This is a genomic window from Klebsiella sp. GW_Kp181 (genome assembly GCF_040062315.1).
Taxonomy (GTDB): domain Bacteria; phylum Pseudomonadota; class Gammaproteobacteria; order Enterobacterales; family Enterobacteriaceae; genus Klebsiella; species Klebsiella oxytoca.
On sequence record NZ_JBEAFR010000055.1, the window covers coordinates 29325 to 44295 of the forward strand.

Consider the following 14971-nt stretch of genomic DNA (forward strand, 5'->3'; position numbering starts at 1 on the left):
CGTGCGCGGGATCATATTTTTGTTGTAAGCGAAGGAGTGCGTTGTGTTCGCTGAGTTTGGTGTACTGAATTACCTGACCTATCTGGTTGGGGCTATCTTTATCATTCTGGTGCCCGGTCCCAATACCTTTTTTGTCCTCAAGACGGGCGTCGCTCACGGCGTGAAAAAAGGCTATCTGGCGGCAGCGGGCGTGTTTATCGGTGATGCCATTCTGATGTTTCTGGCGTTTGCCGGGGTCGCGACCCTCATCAAGACCACGCCGGTATTATTCAATATCGTCCGCTACCTGGGGGCGATTTATCTACTGTGGATGGGCGGGAAGATGCTCTACGCGGTGTTGACGCAGCGCGATGGGCACTCGTCTTCTGATTCCGAGCCGGGGAGCGCGATTCTTAAGCGTTCGCTGACCCTCAGCCTGACGAATCCGAAAGCGATTCTTTTTTATGTCTCATTCTTCGTGCAGTTTATTGACGTCAATGCCAAAACTCCCGGGCTGGCGTTCTTTATTCTGGCGCTGACCCTGGAGATAATTAGCTTTATTTACATGAGCTTCCTTATCGTCTCCGGCTCTTTCGTCACGCGCTACGTAAAAACGAAAAAGAAACTGGCGAAAATCGGTAATAGCCTGATTGGCCTCGTGTTTGTCGGTTTTGCCGCTCGTCTGGCAACGCTACAGTCGTAATCGTTGGGGCCGGTATATGCCACCGGCCCGCCGCTGGCTCTCTGTGCTTTGTAACAAATTCCCTTCAATTTTGATTGCATTGGTGTTACATATACAGCCGATTATCGCTCAGAAAAAAGGGAACCCGGATGATTCTGCAGAAACTCACCAGCAATAAAAACAGCAAGAAGTTCTTTATGTCGATAGCGGCGATATTTGCCATCGCGCTTATCGTGGTAGGGCGTGCAACCTTTGGCGGCGTGGTGAGCGAGTACAATATGCCGTACTCAGAGTGGACGACTTCAATGTTTTTCCTGCAAGGGGCGATGGTGACGGTTTATAGCATCGTGTTTACGCTGCTGTTCTCCATTCCGCTGGGATTCCTTTTTTTGGGTTCCGATCGCCGGGACTAATCGTATGCGACAAGGCGAACCGAAGTTCGCCTTGTGATGTTTTGCGCTTTATCGCCAGCCTCTGTCGTCGTGATGATGATGACGGTGCCCGTGGTGATAGCCTCTGTCGACGATACATCCCGATAATAGCGTGCAAAGCGCGAGCACTAACGGCAACACGATCGATTTTTTCATTTCTCACTTCTCCAGTTAAATCTGTCCGCGAACGGCGACAAGCGCAAACGGCTGATGAAGTGAGTCTATTCTTTTAAGTTATTGAGTAGATAAGAAAATTCCGCAATGTTTGCCAGTCTGAAGGGCGAATATTCCTGGTTTTACCACCAGCCCAGCTGCGTACCCGCCACGGCCACAATTGCGACAATAAGCATAATAATGGTGCTTTTCTTCATTACGCCCCGCCCGGTGCCGCATAGCCGCCGACAAAAAACCAGCCCAGAAAAACAACGGCGACGATAAAAATAGCCACCGGAAATAGAATACCCAGTCTCATTATTGAGCCCCTGTAGGTGCGAATCGTGATTAACATGATACGGGATTTCACCGTACATTAGTCAATATGAAAAAATGTTCCCTGGCGACGTGACTTTTTATCCTGATACATCGCGTCGTCGGCGCTTCTTAGCGCTTGCTCAACGTCCATTGCCTGTGGGTCGGCTTCAATCACGCCAAAGCTGGCGCCGGGATAGTTAATTCGGTGCGCGCCAAGGAAATAGATCCCCGTTAGCTCTTTACGTAAAGCGGCAATATACTCCTGTTGTTCCTCCGCTTCTGAACATAGGCCAACCAGCAAAAATTCATCGCCGCCCAGGCGGCCAACAATATCGCCGCGGCGGGCGCGGGCCAACAGGCGTTCTCCAACCTGAATCAGAAAGCTGTCACCGCAGGGGTGACCGAATCGGTCGTTGATTGCCTTGAAATCATCGAGATCGATAAAAATGAGCAGTACGCTGCGCTGGCGTTCTCTGGCCTGCGCAAACTGTGCGGCAAGATGCTTGAACAACGAGCGGCGATTCGGCAAACCGGTGAGCTCATCGGTGTATGAGTGCATCTCCAGCGCGACGTTTGCTGCCCGAAGCTGCTGCACCAGGGTCTCTTTCTCAACATAGTGCGAAATGAGGTTGGCAAACAGATTCATCACCTGCTCACCCTCAATGTTATAGGGTTGTCTTTCCCGGCTGGTGGCGCAGAGCGTGCCGAATAATGAGCCATCGGTCAGGCGCACGGGGATGCTGAAAAAGGTTGCGATACCCAAATCCTGGGCGGCGATACACGAACGCCAGCGCTCGGCGACATCGTTGCTGAATATGCAGCGGTCGTCCAGCGCACGTTTACACAGGGAGTCATTCCAGGGAACGGAGAAACCTTCAGGGATCTGCATTTCGCTGCTATTGTGCGCGTACATAATCTGCTGGCGCTGCGCCTCGAAGTCGATACGAGTCAGGTAGGTAGATTCCATTCGGGTAACAAGCTCCAGCATCTCAAGCAGCTGTCGCACCAATGTTTCCAGGGTGTGTTCATTGGCGAGCGTTTGCGAAACGCGAGCGAGGAGAAAATCGGACATGAGGAATACGGCTCCCGAACGCTAATCGTAACTACCGGCAAGCTATGCGAAACGACAATTAGCGCAGAATTAACAGAGATACACAAAATTTAACACATCTGTCGGGAGAATACCTGCATCGAGGGTGGGAAAAAAGCCCCGTCGGGGGCGACGGGGAAAAACTCATTGATTATGGAATGATCTGTTCTCTGGTCAGTTCGAGAACAGGGCTACTCTACGATGCAAAAGTGCAGCTAAAATGGAGAAAAGGTGGAGATTCAGGGCGAAAGTCCGTTTTGATCAATTAAGGAGTAGAAATGAAGTGGATGATAGCTATGTTGCCTCTGGCGATGGCCGGATGTGCGCAGACTCAGCCGACGCAACCTGCACATCCGGTGGGGATGGCTAACCCGGCTTCGGTTTACTGTCAGCAGCTCGGCGGCACGCAGGTTCCCATCCAAAGCCCGCAGGGCGTACGCACTGAATGTAAGCTGCCCAGCGGGGAAACGTTAGATGAATGGGCGCTCTGGCGGCGCGATCACCCGAATAAGCCGTAGCGTTTATTGTAGCGATTTTAGCCAGTCAGCCAGCACCTGCGCATGATTTTGCCGGGTGTTTTTCGCCGCATAGAGTAACGTCAGCGGCTGTTGACTGGCCAGGGCCGCCAGGCGTTTGCCTTCCTCCCGTTGAGCCTCAAGCTCCTGGCGATAGAGTTGGCTAAAGTGGGCGAAATCGATGGTCTCGCTGTGAAAAGCCTTGCGTAAATCTGCTGATGGCGTCAGCGTTTTACACCACTCATCGTAGTTCAGCGTTTCTTTTTTTATCCCGCGCGGCCACAGACGGTCTACCAGTATCCGGTAGCCGTCGCTCGTTTCCTGCGGGTCATAAACGCGTTTACACTGAATCATCATTGCCCTCCCTTTGTTCCATCCACGCCAGCAGCTGCGGGAGCTGCTGCTCAGAAAATACCTTAATGCCGTGCTCACGAAGCAGGGCGGCGGCAACACCAGCACCGGGTTTGCGCTGGCCTTTAAAGGTACCATCATAGATAAACTGGCTGCCGCAGGTGGGGCTACCATCGGTAAGCAGAGCCGCAGCGCACCCTTCTTCTTGCGCCGCTTTTAGCGCCAGCCAGGCGGCCAACTGGTAATGAGCAGTGACATCCTTGCCGTCGCTTTCAACAATTTGCCCGCGATTTTGCATCACCTCTGCGCCCTGGACGTTGAGGATCTCAGCCGGTAGTCGCGGTACAGGCAATCCGGCCGCCAGCTCTGGGCAGTGGGTGACCAGCCGTCCCTCACGCTGCCAGCGAGTCAATGCGTCAGTCAAGCGGGCCTTGTGGCTGCCGTTATAGCGAACCTGAAAGCCCATCAGGCAGGCGCTAACCAGAATTTTGCTCTTCATCGTGTATCCATAGCCATTCTTCTGTCCTATACCATACCGCCAGTCGGCGCAAAATGCCCGTCTTCAGGCGCAGAGAAAATAAGGATTGTTTTCTGCATGTGAGATCGCTAATCTGAGGCTCCTTGTGTTGCCTGATAATCGCTCTGACATAAGGATCCTGCTATGAACTCCCCCCTGCGTATTGCCCTGGTTGGTGATTACAACCCCGATGTTGTCGCCCACAAAGCGATTCCCCTGGCAATAGATGATGCTGCAGCCGTCCTCGAGCTTTCGTTGCGCTATGACTGGCTGGCAACCAGTGAGATAAAATCTACTGAGGATCTTGCTGACTACGATGCTATTTGGGTGGTACCCGCCAGCCCCTATAAAAACGTCGCAGGCGCATTTATCGCCATTCGCCACGCCCGTGAAAACAGCATACCGTTCCTCGGTACCTGCGGTGGGTTTCAGCACGCCATTATTGAGTATGCGCGCAACGTTATGGGCTGGCAGGATGCCGCGCATGCGGAAACCGATACCGAAGGCCGGATGGTCATCGCGCCGCTAAGCTGCTCGCTGGTTGAAAAGACGGATAATATTGAGCTGCGCGCCAATACGCTTATCGCGCGCGCTTACGGTCGCGATAGCATTCAGGAGGGATACCACTGTAATTATGGGATTGCCGACGATTTTGCTCGCGAACTGGAGCAGGGCGATCTGCGGGTGACCGGCTGGGACGATGACGGCGAGATTCGTGCGGTCGAGCTGGTTACGCATCCATTCTTTGTCGCCACGCTGTTCCAGCACGAGCGCAATGCGCTGGAGGGGCGGCCCGCGCCGCTGGTTCACGCGTTTTTACACGCCGCGAGCCGTTAAATAAACGCCCGGCAGCGTTTGCCGGGCGAGAGTGCCGCTAGCCGTGAATTTCCCGATCGCGGCCAGCCAGCGCGCCGAAGACCGCCATCACGACAGAAATTAGCGCCACGGCGATCAGCGGAATATGCCAGTCGCCCGAGGCGTCATGAATTTTACCCATCACCGGCGGCCCGCAGGCGGCCAGCAGATAGCCCACCGCCTGCGCCATTCCCGACAGCGCAGCGGCCTGATGGGCTGAGCTGGCGCGCAGTCCGATAAAGGTCAGCCCCAGAATCATGGTCGCGCCGGAGCCAAAGCCGAAGATAAGCGTCCACATTACCGCCTGGCTCGGGAGAAACCATAATCCGAGCGCGCTGACCGCGCACATCATGGCGACCAGCACCGCAATACCGCGCTGATCTTTTAACCGATGAAGGATTAATGGAATCGCCAGTCCCGGCGCGGCGGTCGCCAGCTGCAGCAACCCGTGCAGGGAACCCGCCTGCGCTTCGCTGTAGCCAATACTTTGCAAAATGGCCGGCAGCCAGCCGATGATAACGTAATAGACCAGCGAGTTAATGCCAAGAAACAGCGTCACCTGCCAGGCTAACGCCGAACGCCATATACCGCGGTTATGGATGGCTCCCGAACCGGTCAGCGGCGCGGTAGCCTGCCTGCGCGACTGCGGCAGCCAGACAAACAGCGCCAGCAGTGGAAAAACCATCAGCGTCAATAGCGCGCCGCGCCAGCCAAGTCCGGCAAGCGCCAGCGGTACCACCATGGCCGAGCCCAATGCCGCCGCTCCACCCATGGTGAGAGAGTAAGCGCCGGTCATTTTGGCGACGTGCTGCGAAAAGTCGCGTTTGATTAACCCCGGCAGCAGTACGTTCCCCAGCGCGATACCGCAGCCGATCACCGCGGTGCCGATAAACAGTAGCGAGACGAAGGGCAGGGAGCGCAGACCAATTCCGAGGCAAATCAGGATCATCGCCAGCAGCAGGCTGCGTTCAATGCCGAAGCGGCGAGCGACTCCCGCAGCCAGCGGTGACACCAGGCCGAAGGCCAGCAGCGGCAGCGTCGTTAACAGCCCGGTTTGTGCGGTAGTGAGGCCATATTCGCTGCGAATGGCGTCGAGCAGCGGCGCGGCGCCGGTAAATGCCACGCGTAAGGTCGTGGCGATAAGCAGAATACCGGCAATCAATAAAAGAGGACGGCGGCCGGCAGAAGGTAAAACAGAATTCATGGCGATCTCAAACAAGAATACGAGGCATTCACAATAGCTTGTTTGTGGGATGTTTAAATCAAGCTAAAATGACAGATTATCGCTAAAATCGGACAATTTTATGATCGGACTCGGCCTGGACGGCTACGACCCGGACAGCGGCCACGAGGCGGCGCTGGCTTTTCGTATTCAGGTTGTCGCGGATGAACAGTACATTCCGCGCCATCAGCATCGTAAAGGGCAACTCATACTGGCCCTTCACGGGGCGCTAACCTGTGAAGTCGAGAACGCCATGTGGATGGTGCCGCCGCAGTACGCGGTGTGGGTGCCCGGGCAGGTACCGCACAGTAATCGCGCGACGCCGGAGGCGCAAATCTGCTTCTTATTTATCGAACCCGATGCGGCGCCGATGCCGGATTTCTGCTGTACGTTAAAGATTTCGCCGCTGGTGCGCGAGCTGATCCTCGCGATGGCCCAGCGCGGCAGGGCCTGGCTCGGTAAACCGGAGATGGACCGGCTGGTGCAGGTGCTGTTTGATGAGCTACCGCAGCAGCCGCAGGAGCATCTGCAGCTACCGGTCTCCGGACATGCCAAAATTCGTCAAATGGCGGAAATGATGGCCGTCGACCCGGCCCGCTGGCAAACCCTGGCGCAGTGGGCGGCGGAGTTTGCCATGAGTGAACGCAATCTGGCGCGGCTGGTGGTGCGCGAGACGGGGCTGAGCTTTCGGCGCTGGCGGCATCAGCTGCAGCTTATTCTCTCCCTGCAGATGCTGATTCGCGGGCAAACGGTACAGCAGACGGCGCAAAGCCTGGGCTACGACTCCACCACCGCTTTTATTACTATGTTTAAAAAGGGCCTTGGGCAGACGCCGGGACGCTATCTTGCCAGCCTGGCTACGACTTCCCGATAAACAGCGAAATTATCCCGGCGGCGATCAACGGGCCGACCGGTACGCCGCGGAAGAGGGCGACGCCGAGCACGGTGCCGACCAGCAGCCCGGCAACCAGCTGCGGCTGCGAGCCCATCAGCGCCACGCCGCGCCCGCCAAGCCAGGAAACAAAAACGCCTACCGCGATGGCCAGCAGCGATTTCCAGTTAACAAAGGAATGCAGCAGCGTTGAAGGCGGGAGCGTACCGCTGGCGATTGGCGCCATCACGCCAATGGTGAGAATAATTATACCGATGGTCAGCCCCTGCTTTTCTATCCACGGAAAGAAAGCGTTAAGCGGGGTGACGCGAACGATAATTAACACCAGGATTGAAATAGCCACGGTTGTGTTATGGCTAACAAAGCCGAGCGCCGCCAGGCCCAGCAGTATTAACAGGGTGGTGTCGAGCATGTGCAGAGGTCCTTGCCAGAAAACAAAAAAGAGAAGCCCGTTTACTCTACGCATAATTGCGTGACTAAACAGGCTTTTTTTATCTCAGAATGATGTTTTCAGGCATCTGCCCGATGGCGATCTTCCCGCCGCGAAGCTCGCAAAAAAGCGGAAACGGCCTGGAGACGGCGGGAGCAGACTCAGGTCTGGCGATGAAAAGCCGCCAATTCCGGCCGAGCAATGCGCAGATAGTCGGCGGTATCCAGGATGATCGATTTATCAAGCTGCCCGGCGTTAAAGGCGATTTCCGGGAAACGCTCGAACAGGACCGGATCGGCAACCAGCCGCAACGCCGGGTGGAAACTAAAGGGAGGAATCGCGCCAAACACGCAGGCGGTCAGGGAGTCCACTTCCGCCGGGCTGGCGAGGGAGGCTTTACTGCCGCCGATATACTCGGCCAGACGGGCTAAATCCGCCTGCAGGTCGGCGGCAAGAATCGCCAGAACGTGCTGATTTACGCCATGACCTTTAATTTTGCATACCAGCGCTTTGGCTCCCTGACCCAGCGCGGTACCGCGGATCTTCGACACCGCTTCACATTTCCCGACGGCTTCATGTTCCACTACCCGGTAGCGGGCATGGGAGCGGTTAAGCAGCGCGATCAGCTGCTGATGAATGCTGAGTCCTGCAGACGCGTTCATGCTGATGGTTCCTTAAAAATTTAAAGCTAAAGATTAATCCTCTCGCCCCGGATGGACGTGCTTTTTTTGTTTTTTATTTTCGTACAGCCGGGCATCGGCGATTTGCATGGTATCGGCCAGGCTATCTCCCGGTGCCATGCTACAGGCGCCCCATGAGAAGTTAACGCGCTTGTTGACGTCAATCGTTCGCAGATGCTGGCGGATACGCTCGGTAATATTTTTGGCCTCTTCTTCGGCGTAATCAATCAGTATCAGAAAGAACTCATCGCCACCCAACCGGATACCGTAATCGCTTTTGCGTATGGCGGCGGATATGGACTGAGCAAGCATCACAATTGCGCGGTCGCCTTCGTTATGCCCAAAGGTATCATTAATGAATTTAAGCCGGTCGCAGTCCAGCGCCATAAACACAATATTCACCCCCTGTTCCGTCAGCTTTTGCATGCGCGATTCCAGCAGCGAGGAGAGAATTTTACGGTTGTAAAGACCGGTTAATGAATCACTAATATTTTCTTTAAAAACATCGATATACAAACGAAAATGCATGCGAACAAGATGAAGCAGCACGCCGGTAGATATCAGGTAAAACAGGAAGAGCTTCCAGGAGCTGAGCAGGAAATACATCACGTCCAGCGACAGCGAGATCTGCAGGTTTGTGGCTACCGCATGTTGATAATGGGCATAGCTAAAAAGATGCGTTTTGCTGCGGTGAACAATGATTTCTGAGGTTGAGTCCGAATCCGTTAATGTGATGTCGAGATAACGCCACACCAGCGGGCGGTCAGCGGTATACAGGAGCTCTTCGATATCTTTACGGCTGACATCGACCATGACGACCCCTTTAAGCCCTTCGTGGTGATACACCGGGGACAAAAACGAGAGAATATTTTGCCCGGTTACCGCGTCCACGTAGATGCTGGACATCAGCGTGCGGCCGCGCAGTAAGCTGTTCAGGTTAGTCTGGGTAATACCTAATTTGCCGTCGTGGAGAAAGTTCCAGTTGTCCAGTGCGCGGTTTTTAATCTCGACTTGAGTATGGAAATACACATATTTATTTTTAAAATCAATGAAGTAACGTAATTTGTTGTCGGATTTATAAGGACCGGTTTCCTGGCCATGGTGGGTTCTGTTATGGTCGATAATGGTATCAAAGGCCTGCAGCGCGGGCAGATCGTTAACCCACGCCAGGCAGGAAGACTGATTCGCACTGAGCGTGCCGCTAAGCAGGGGAAAGGTGTACTCCGTAATATTCAGACCGCTAACGCTGCCTTTTGTTTGTACGCTGTCGCATGCCTGTTGAGCAACTTCAGCAGAAGGTAGGGTATCTAACTTGCGGGCGATCTGGGAGATAACCAGCTGATTTTGATATTTATCGTAGAGAAAAGCGTACTCGCCTTTTTCGACAATATAGTGCATATATTCCGACATATCCCGATGGCTGACGACTAACTCATAGACCAGGAATGAAGAGGTCAGGACCACTACCCCAGCCGAAATCAAATGACGAAGTAATTTATTCTTTAATTTCATTACGTTAGTTCACCAGATCGTTAAGGTCAGTTTACCTGCGCACGGTCTATTCATGTCATGAAGGGGAAAAATCAGGATACGCTGTGATAAAACTTAAGCAGTTGTCACCCGTAGATTCTAGCAAAAGCGTGTGCATGTTTAGCCACATTACATGTTGAATGGAGAAAGAGTTCACTTTGTGTATGGCGATCCCGATAGCGATATGAAAACTGAAACCAGAATTCATGCAAACTATAAGCAAGCTAATTGTAGGCTTTCATACCCCTTTTATCCACATTAACTTCACTTTTCCCTCATTTTGCATGCAATAACATATGCTGCAATAACGAAACGTATTACTATTCGCCCTGCGCCAAAAACAGGATAATTTTATATAACAAGAGAACTTTTCTTATTTTCATTAGTCATTAGGATGACTAGCAGAGGTGTTGTTGATTGTGGTGACGAGGTTATGATGATGGAAAACGCAGCGGTGCAGGTAGCTCCCCGGAAGTTTAAAAAAATAAGAGAGCTCAACCGGCGCCGCAATTATTTTTTTAAGAAATTACGCAATATTCTGCGGGTTTATATCGCAAAAGCGTTGTGGGATAGTCGCGTGCGTCGCGAAGCAGATTTAACGTCCGCCAAAACGGTACTGCTTATGCGCAATGAAGGCGCGATAGGCGACGTTGTCGTTGATTCTGCGCTGGTTAAATGCCTCCATAAGGCAGGTATGACTGTTGATTTTCTGTTAACGAAATCGAACAGCCAGGTCATGCGTGATAATCCACATATTCGCCATATTTATGAAGCTGAGAATGTCGACTCGGCGGCTTATCTGCGTAAGTTTACCCATAACGTTCCTCAGTCCGTTATTAATGAGCTTGCGAATAATAAGTATGATATTGTTATTGACCCCTCGCTGTTTGATATTCCGGTGCACCGGATGCTGCTGTTACGGCAGATAAAAGCGCGCTCGGTGCTGGGGTTTAATAAATGGCCTTCTATTAATCACTATACCCGCTCTTTTGATTTTGACTGTGCAAACTGGCACGTCAGCAAGACCTTTACGCTCATTGCCGATTATCTCCAGCTGGACAAAAAATATCTGCAGTCTTATGACTTGCATATTCCCGAGAATGTCGAGCACGAGGTGCGTGATTATCTGGCGGCTAAAAGTGGACGAAATCTGGTCATTAATATTTTTGCCGGCCATCAGGACCGCAGCATGTCGCAGGAGCAGCTGGCCACGCTTCTCACCCGACTGCGCGAAGAGTATCCCGCTATCAATATTATATTGCTCGACCACCGCAATGAAATTCGTCTTTCTCTGCCGGAGAAGGTCAGCGTGAATCCGTTTAAAACGCTGCACCACTGCATGGCGCTGATTGCGCAGGCCGATTTGGTTATCTCGCCGGATACCTCGGTGGTACATATGGCGGCTGCGTGGAAAAAACCGCTGGTCGCAGTGTATAAGGATGTGCGCATGAATAATCGGCTGTGGGCGCCGGGATATGATAGGGCCCGGCAGATCATCGTTAAGTGCGGTAAGGTGCACCAGCTGGAGAGCTTGCCCGACCTGATCATGGCGGAGATTGACCCTGGCACTCTACAGCAGACCCGGGCCGGATAAAGCGAAAAAACAGCCAGCTGTGAAGGCTGGCTGTCCGGAAGAGATTAACCGTCCGCTTTTGAGGTTTGCTTGTGAAACAGTTCCCGGAACACCGGATAAATATCTTCCGGGTCGCGAATATGCTGCATGGCAAAGTTTTCAAAGGTCGACTGCAGGTGTTCATACTCCCGCCACAGCGTCTGGTGCGCACGACGGGTTATCTCGATATAGCTGTAGTAGCGGACCACGGGCAGGATTTTCTTCGCCAGCAGCTCGTGACACAGCGGTGAATCGTCCGCCCAGTTATCGCCGTCCGATGCCTGAGCGGCGTAGATATTCCATTGCGCTGGGTCATAGCGCTCTTTAACGACTTCGTCCATCAGCTTCAGAGCGCTGGAGACAATGGTGCCGCCGGTCTCCTGCGAATAAAAGAATTCGTGTTCGTCGACCTCTTTTGCCTGCGTATGGTGGCGGATATAAACCACATCAACGTTTTTATAGGTCCGGCTGAGGAACAGATACAGCAGGATGTAAAAGCGTTTTGCCATATCCTTTGTCGCCTGATCCATCGAGCCGGAGACGTCCATCAGGCAAAACATCACCGCCTGACTTGAGGGTTCTGGCCGTTTTTCGTAGTTCTTGTAGCGCAGATCGAAAGTATCGATAAACGGCACGCGGTCGATTTTCGCCCGTAGCTCGGCAATCTCTTTGCGCAGCCGCTCCTCCTCCAGCAGCTGTGCCGGTTCGCTTTTGCTAATACTCTCCAGATCTTCTTCCAGAGCATGCAGCTCCCGGCGCTTACCGGCGGTCATCGCCGTGCGCCGCGCCAGCGAGTTTTGCAGCGAGCGAACGACGCTGATGTTGGCGGGAACCCCGTTAGCGGTGTAGCCTGCGCGATGAGTTTTGAATTCCGTCAACTGCCGATGCTGATTTCTCTTCAGATTCGGCAGGGCAAGATTTTCGAATAACAAATCCAGATACTCATCTTTCGAGATCTGAAAAACAAACTCATCCTGGCCTTCGCCATCGGCGCTGGCTTGTCCCTGACCGCTTCCTCCACCGCCTCCGCCGCCCTGAGGACGTTCAATACGGTCATTCTGCACGAAGTGATCGTTACCGGGATGAACGCGATTGCGCAGGCCGCCGCGCCCCTGATGAAACATCGGTTCGTTGATATCGTCCGTTGGGATGGAGACGGACTCTCCGCTCTGAATATCGGTCACCGAGCGCTTGTTTATGGCCTCGGAGATCGACTGCTTTATCTGCGCTTTGTAGCGGCGCAGAAAGCGCTGCCGGTTGACGGCGCTTTTATTTTTCCCGTTCAGGCGTCGGTCTATGAACCAGGTCATATGCCCTCCTGTACTGCATTTGCCAACTATGCCCCGGCCATTCAAGCGCCGGAATGTGCCTGGCGCTGAATGTCATTGGGTCTTCGCAGTTATTATTCGCCCGGCAGCGGTTGCCTGCCGGGCTGGTCTATCAGGATGATTTACGTACCCGCAGATACCATTCGCACAGCAGGCGAACCTGCTTGCGGGTATAGCCTTTCTCCATCATGCGGTCGACAAAGTCATCGTGTTTTTTCTGCTCATCGGTTGACGTTTTGGTGTTGAACGAGATCACCGGCAACAGCTCTTCGGTATTGGAGAACATTTTCTTCTCAATAACCGTGCGCAGTTTCTCGTAGCTGGTCCAGTTTGGATTGCGTCCGCTGTTGTGCGCTCTGGCGCGCAGCACGAAGTTGACAATCTCGTTGCGGAAGTCTTTCGGATTACTGATCCCGGCCGGCTTCTCGATTTTTTCCAGCTCCGCATTCAGCGACTCGCGATCAAACAGCTGGCCGGTATCCGGGTCGCGATACTCCTGATCCTGAATCCAGAAATCGGCGTAGGTCACATAACGGTCAAAAATGTTCTGCCCGTATTCCGAGTAAGACTCAAGGTAGGCGGTCTGGATCTCTTTCCCGATAAACTCGGCGTATTTCGGGATCAGATAACCTTTGAGGAACTCCAGGTAACGTTCGGACTGCTCCTGCGGGAACTGTTCACGCTCAATTTGCTGCTCCAGGACGTAGAACAGATGCACCGGGTTCGCGGCGACTTCGGCGTGATCAAAGTTAAATACCCGCGACAGAATTTTGAACGCGAAGCGGGTAGACAAGCCGTTCATCCCTTCATCAACGCCGGCATAATCGCGATACTCCTGATAGGATTTCGCTTTCGGGTCGGTATCTTTCAGGCTTTCACCGTCATAGACGCGCATTTTCGAGTAGATGCTCGAGTTTTCCGGCTCTTTCAGGCGCGACAGAATCGAGAAGCGCGACAGCGTTTCCAGGGTTCCCGGCGCGCAGGGCGCGTGAGTCAGTTCGCTATTATTGAGCAGTTTTTCATAGATGCGGATCTCTTCCGAGATGCGCAGGCAATAAGGCACCTTGACGATGTACACGCGGTCGAGGAAGGCCTCATTGTTCTTGTTATTGCGGAAGGTAACCCATTCCGATTCGTTGGAGTGGGCGAGGATAATCCCGTTAAACGGCAGGGCGGAGATCCCTTCAGTACCGTTATAGTTCCCTTCCTGCGTCGCGGTCAGCAGCGGATGCAGCACCTTAATAGGCGCTTTAAACATCTCTACAAATTCCATCAGCCCCTGGTTGGCGCGGCACAGAGCGCCGGAATATCCGTAGGCATCCGGGTCATTCTGCGCATAGTGTTCCAGTTTACGGATATCCACTTTACCCACCAGCGCCGAGATGTCCTGGTTGTTTTCGTCGCCGGGCTCGGTTTTGGCGATGGCAATCTGCGCCAGGATTGACGGCCACACTTTCACCACGCGGAACTTAGTAATGTCGCCGCCGAATTCCTGCAGACGCTTGGCCGCCCACGGCGACATAATTGTTCCCAGATAGCGGTTTGGAATGCCGTACTCTTTTTCGAGGATTTGCGCATCCTCTTGCGGGTTAAACAGACATAGCGGATGGTCGTTGACCGGGCTACGCTCTCCGTTTGCGCTAAGCACATAGATAGGCACGCGCTGCATTAAGGACTTAAGGCGTTCGGCAAGCGATGATTTACCGCCGCCCACAGGGCCCAGCAGATACAGAATCTGTTTCTTCTCTTCAAGCCCCTGAGCGGCGTGCTTTAAGTAAGAAACAATTTGCTCGATGGCATCTTCCATACCGTAAAACTCTTCAAATGCCGGATAGCGCGCAACGACCCGGTTTGAAAAGAGACGGGATAGCCTGGGTTCCAGGGCCGTATCGACCATGACCGGCTCACCGATGGCCATCAGCAATCTTTCTGCTGCGTTAGCATAAGCACTGCGATCTTGCCGACAGATGGTAAGAAACTCCTGCAGTGTGAACTCTTCGTCCTTGGCAGCTTCATAGCGCTGGCGATAGTGATCGAATATATTCATGGCATGCCGTCCTTTCGTTTTTAGCACAGGTTGAGAGCCGTTCATATGAATAGTGGGAGCCCCCGGAAGAGGTAAGCTGCACAGCGCTCTCTGATTCTCCAGCAACCCTTATGCCAGGTTGGCGAAGTCTCGGGATAACGTGCCCCGCATTTACTTCTTCTAAATTAAAGCGTAGATGCATTTGGAAAACTTGCATGGCGTGGAAAATCAATTTCAATGACTTATCAACAACTCATCCAGAAAAGCAGCCTCTCATTTCCACTTCTGGTTTCACGCCGTCATGACGCTGTCATTCGGCTGTCAGCGAATGGTCATCTGAGGATGAGAATCTGGTGAATT

General features: G+C 53.3%; 17 protein-coding genes. 6 read left to right on the forward strand and 11 right to left on the reverse strand.

The features are described from left to right. Positions 1 to 43 precede the first annotated feature (43 nt). Both leuE and ABLV11_RS13270 read left to right on the forward strand, forming a co-directional pair. Positions 44 to 682 (forward strand): leucine efflux protein LeuE, encoded by a 639-nt coding sequence (leuE, locus tag ABLV11_RS13265; RefSeq protein WP_023320731.1) that lies wholly within the window; start codon positions 44 to 46, stop codon positions 680 to 682. 128 nt (positions 683 to 810) lie between these two features. After that, positions 811 to 1074, forward strand: coding sequence for a DUF2534 family protein (locus tag ABLV11_RS13270; protein ID WP_004101230.1), 264 nt, complete (start codon positions 811 to 813; stop codon positions 1072 to 1074). Between the two features lie 48 nt (positions 1075 to 1122). Here the strand turns inward: ABLV11_RS13270 and ABLV11_RS13275 are convergent, their stop codons facing one another. The 3 genes from ABLV11_RS13275 to ABLV11_RS13285 all read right to left on the reverse strand — a co-directional run bounded on the left by ABLV11_RS13275 (position 1123) and on the right by ABLV11_RS13285 (position 2635). Beyond that, on the reverse strand, positions 1123 to 1248 hold the full coding sequence (locus tag ABLV11_RS13275) for a hypothetical protein (protein ID WP_085955747.1): 126 nt from the start codon (positions 1246 to 1248) through the stop codon (positions 1123 to 1125). A gap of 214 nt (positions 1249 to 1462) precedes the next feature. Next, positions 1463 to 1564, reverse strand: coding sequence for a YoaK family small membrane protein (locus ABLV11_RS13280; protein WP_004101234.1), 102 nt, complete (start codon positions 1562 to 1564; stop codon positions 1463 to 1465). A 57-nt stretch (positions 1565 to 1621) separates the two neighbouring features. Beyond that, entirely contained in the window at positions 1622 to 2635 is a 1014-nt protein-coding gene (locus ABLV11_RS13285) for a sensor domain-containing diguanylate cyclase (protein ID WP_004101236.1), read from the reverse strand. A 296-nt stretch (positions 2636 to 2931) separates the two neighbouring features. Between ABLV11_RS13285 and ABLV11_RS13290 the strand changes: the two genes are divergently transcribed. After that, positions 2932 to 3171 (forward strand): DUF333 domain-containing protein, encoded by a 240-nt coding sequence (locus ABLV11_RS13290; protein WP_004101237.1) that lies wholly within the window; start codon positions 2932 to 2934, stop codon positions 3169 to 3171. A 3-nt stretch (positions 3172 to 3174) separates the two neighbouring features. Here the strand turns inward: ABLV11_RS13290 and ABLV11_RS13295 are convergent, their stop codons facing one another. Both ABLV11_RS13295 and ABLV11_RS13300 read right to left on the reverse strand, forming a co-directional pair. Then, positions 3175 to 3522 (reverse strand): DUF488 domain-containing protein, encoded by a 348-nt coding sequence (locus ABLV11_RS13295; RefSeq protein ID WP_004101238.1) that lies wholly within the window; start codon positions 3520 to 3522, stop codon positions 3175 to 3177. Next, the gene (locus tag ABLV11_RS13300) at positions 3509 to 4018 is read right to left on the reverse strand and encodes a DUF523 domain-containing protein (protein WP_004112253.1); all 510 of its coding nucleotides are present in this window, start codon (positions 4016 to 4018) and stop codon (positions 3509 to 3511) included. Before ABLV11_RS13300 ends, ABLV11_RS13295 begins: the two co-directional genes overlap by 14 nt. A gap of 162 nt (positions 4019 to 4180) precedes the next feature. Between ABLV11_RS13300 and ABLV11_RS13305 the strand changes: the two genes are divergently transcribed. Then, the gene (locus ABLV11_RS13305) at positions 4181 to 4873 is read left to right on the forward strand and encodes a CTP synthase (protein WP_032728084.1); all 693 of its coding nucleotides are present in this window, start codon (positions 4181 to 4183) and stop codon (positions 4871 to 4873) included. Positions 4874 to 4910: 37 nt separating this feature from the next. On the opposite strand, the gene ABLV11_RS13310 is transcribed toward ABLV11_RS13305, so the two are convergent. After that, on the reverse strand, positions 4911 to 6095 hold the full coding sequence (locus ABLV11_RS13310; protein ID WP_126488960.1) for a CynX/NimT family MFS transporter: 1185 nt from the start codon (positions 6093 to 6095) through the stop codon (positions 4911 to 4913). Positions 6096 to 6195: 100 nt separating this feature from the next. Here ABLV11_RS13310 and ABLV11_RS13315 point away from each other — a divergent pair, with 100 nt between their 5' ends. Continuing rightward, positions 6196 to 6987: a helix-turn-helix transcriptional regulator gene (locus ABLV11_RS13315; RefSeq protein ID WP_004101246.1), complete on the forward strand. Its 792-nt coding sequence runs from the start codon at positions 6196 to 6198 to the stop codon at positions 6985 to 6987. Here ABLV11_RS13315 and ABLV11_RS13320 read toward each other — a convergent pair. From ABLV11_RS13320 to dgcJ, 3 genes are all read right to left on the reverse strand, one after another. Continuing rightward, complete coding sequence (locus tag ABLV11_RS13320; RefSeq protein ID WP_004101248.1) at positions 6971 to 7417, reverse strand: DUF441 domain-containing protein; 447 nt, start codon at positions 7415 to 7417, stop codon at positions 6971 to 6973. The genes ABLV11_RS13315 and ABLV11_RS13320 overlap by 17 nt on opposite strands. 179 nt (positions 7418 to 7596) lie before the next feature. Then, positions 7597 to 8097 (reverse strand): YbaK/prolyl-tRNA synthetase associated domain-containing protein, encoded by a 501-nt coding sequence (locus ABLV11_RS13325; RefSeq protein ID WP_126488961.1) that lies wholly within the window; start codon positions 8095 to 8097, stop codon positions 7597 to 7599. A gap of 33 nt (positions 8098 to 8130) precedes the next feature. Next, complete coding sequence (gene dgcJ, locus ABLV11_RS13330; RefSeq protein ID WP_224330444.1) at positions 8131 to 9627, reverse strand: diguanylate cyclase DgcJ; 1497 nt, start codon at positions 9625 to 9627, stop codon at positions 8131 to 8133. Positions 9628 to 10081: 454 nt separating this feature from the next. Here dgcJ and ABLV11_RS13335 point away from each other — a divergent pair, with 454 nt between their 5' ends. Continuing rightward, a complete protein-coding gene (locus tag ABLV11_RS13335) occupies positions 10082 to 11239 on the forward strand; it encodes a glycosyltransferase family 9 protein (protein WP_126489710.1) in 1158 nt (385 codons plus the stop codon). A 44-nt stretch (positions 11240 to 11283) separates the two neighbouring features. Here the strand turns inward: ABLV11_RS13335 and ABLV11_RS13340 are convergent, their stop codons facing one another. Both ABLV11_RS13340 and yeaG read right to left on the reverse strand, forming a co-directional pair. Next, positions 11284 to 12567: a YeaH/YhbH family protein gene (locus tag ABLV11_RS13340; protein ID WP_348855347.1), complete on the reverse strand. Its 1284-nt coding sequence runs from the start codon at positions 12565 to 12567 to the stop codon at positions 11284 to 11286. A 130-nt stretch (positions 12568 to 12697) separates the two neighbouring features. Further along, positions 12698 to 14632, reverse strand: coding sequence for a protein kinase YeaG (gene yeaG, locus ABLV11_RS13345; RefSeq protein ID WP_004101257.1), 1935 nt, complete (start codon positions 14630 to 14632; stop codon positions 12698 to 12700). Positions 14633 to 14971: the final 339 nt, after the last annotated feature.

Coding starts and splice junctions, on each gene's coding strand:
- dgcJ (WP_224330444.1), bottom strand. CDS start 9,627: ATGAAATTAAAGAATAAATTACTTCGTCATTTGATTTCGGCTGGGGTA.
- ABLV11_RS13270 (WP_004101230.1), top strand. CDS start 811: ATGATTCTGCAGAAACTCACCAGCAATAAAAACAGCAAGAAGTTCTTT.
- ABLV11_RS13320 (WP_004101248.1), bottom strand. CDS start 7,417: ATGCTCGACACCACCCTGTTAATACTGCTGGGCCTGGCGGCGCTCGGC.
- ABLV11_RS13275 (WP_085955747.1), bottom strand. CDS start 1,248: ATGAAAAAATCGATCGTGTTGCCGTTAGTGCTCGCGCTTTGCACGCTA.
- ABLV11_RS13325 (WP_126488961.1), bottom strand. CDS start 8,097: ATGAACGCGTCTGCAGGACTCAGCATTCATCAGCAGCTGATCGCGCTG.
- ABLV11_RS13340 (WP_348855347.1), bottom strand. CDS start 12,567: ATGACCTGGTTCATAGACCGACGCCTGAACGGGAAAAATAAAAGCGCC.
- ABLV11_RS13300 (WP_004112253.1), bottom strand. CDS start 4,018: ATGAAGAGCAAAATTCTGGTTAGCGCCTGCCTGATGGGCTTTCAGGTT.
- ABLV11_RS13290 (WP_004101237.1), top strand. CDS start 2,932: ATGAAGTGGATGATAGCTATGTTGCCTCTGGCGATGGCCGGATGTGCG.
- ABLV11_RS13310 (WP_126488960.1), bottom strand. CDS start 6,095: ATGAATTCTGTTTTACCTTCTGCCGGCCGCCGTCCTCTTTTATTGATT.
- ABLV11_RS13335 (WP_126489710.1), top strand. CDS start 10,082: ATGATGGAAAACGCAGCGGTGCAGGTAGCTCCCCGGAAGTTTAAAAAA.
- ABLV11_RS13315 (WP_004101246.1), top strand. CDS start 6,196: ATGATCGGACTCGGCCTGGACGGCTACGACCCGGACAGCGGCCACGAG.
- ABLV11_RS13285 (WP_004101236.1), bottom strand. CDS start 2,635: ATGTCCGATTTTCTCCTCGCTCGCGTTTCGCAAACGCTCGCCAATGAA.
- ABLV11_RS13305 (WP_032728084.1), top strand. CDS start 4,181: ATGAACTCCCCCCTGCGTATTGCCCTGGTTGGTGATTACAACCCCGAT.
- ABLV11_RS13295 (WP_004101238.1), bottom strand. CDS start 3,522: ATGATTCAGTGTAAACGCGTTTATGACCCGCAGGAAACGAGCGACGGC.
- yeaG (WP_004101257.1), bottom strand. CDS start 14,632: ATGAATATATTCGATCACTATCGCCAGCGCTATGAAGCTGCCAAGGAC.
- ABLV11_RS13280 (WP_004101234.1), bottom strand. CDS start 1,564: ATGAGACTGGGTATTCTATTTCCGGTGGCTATTTTTATCGTCGCCGTT.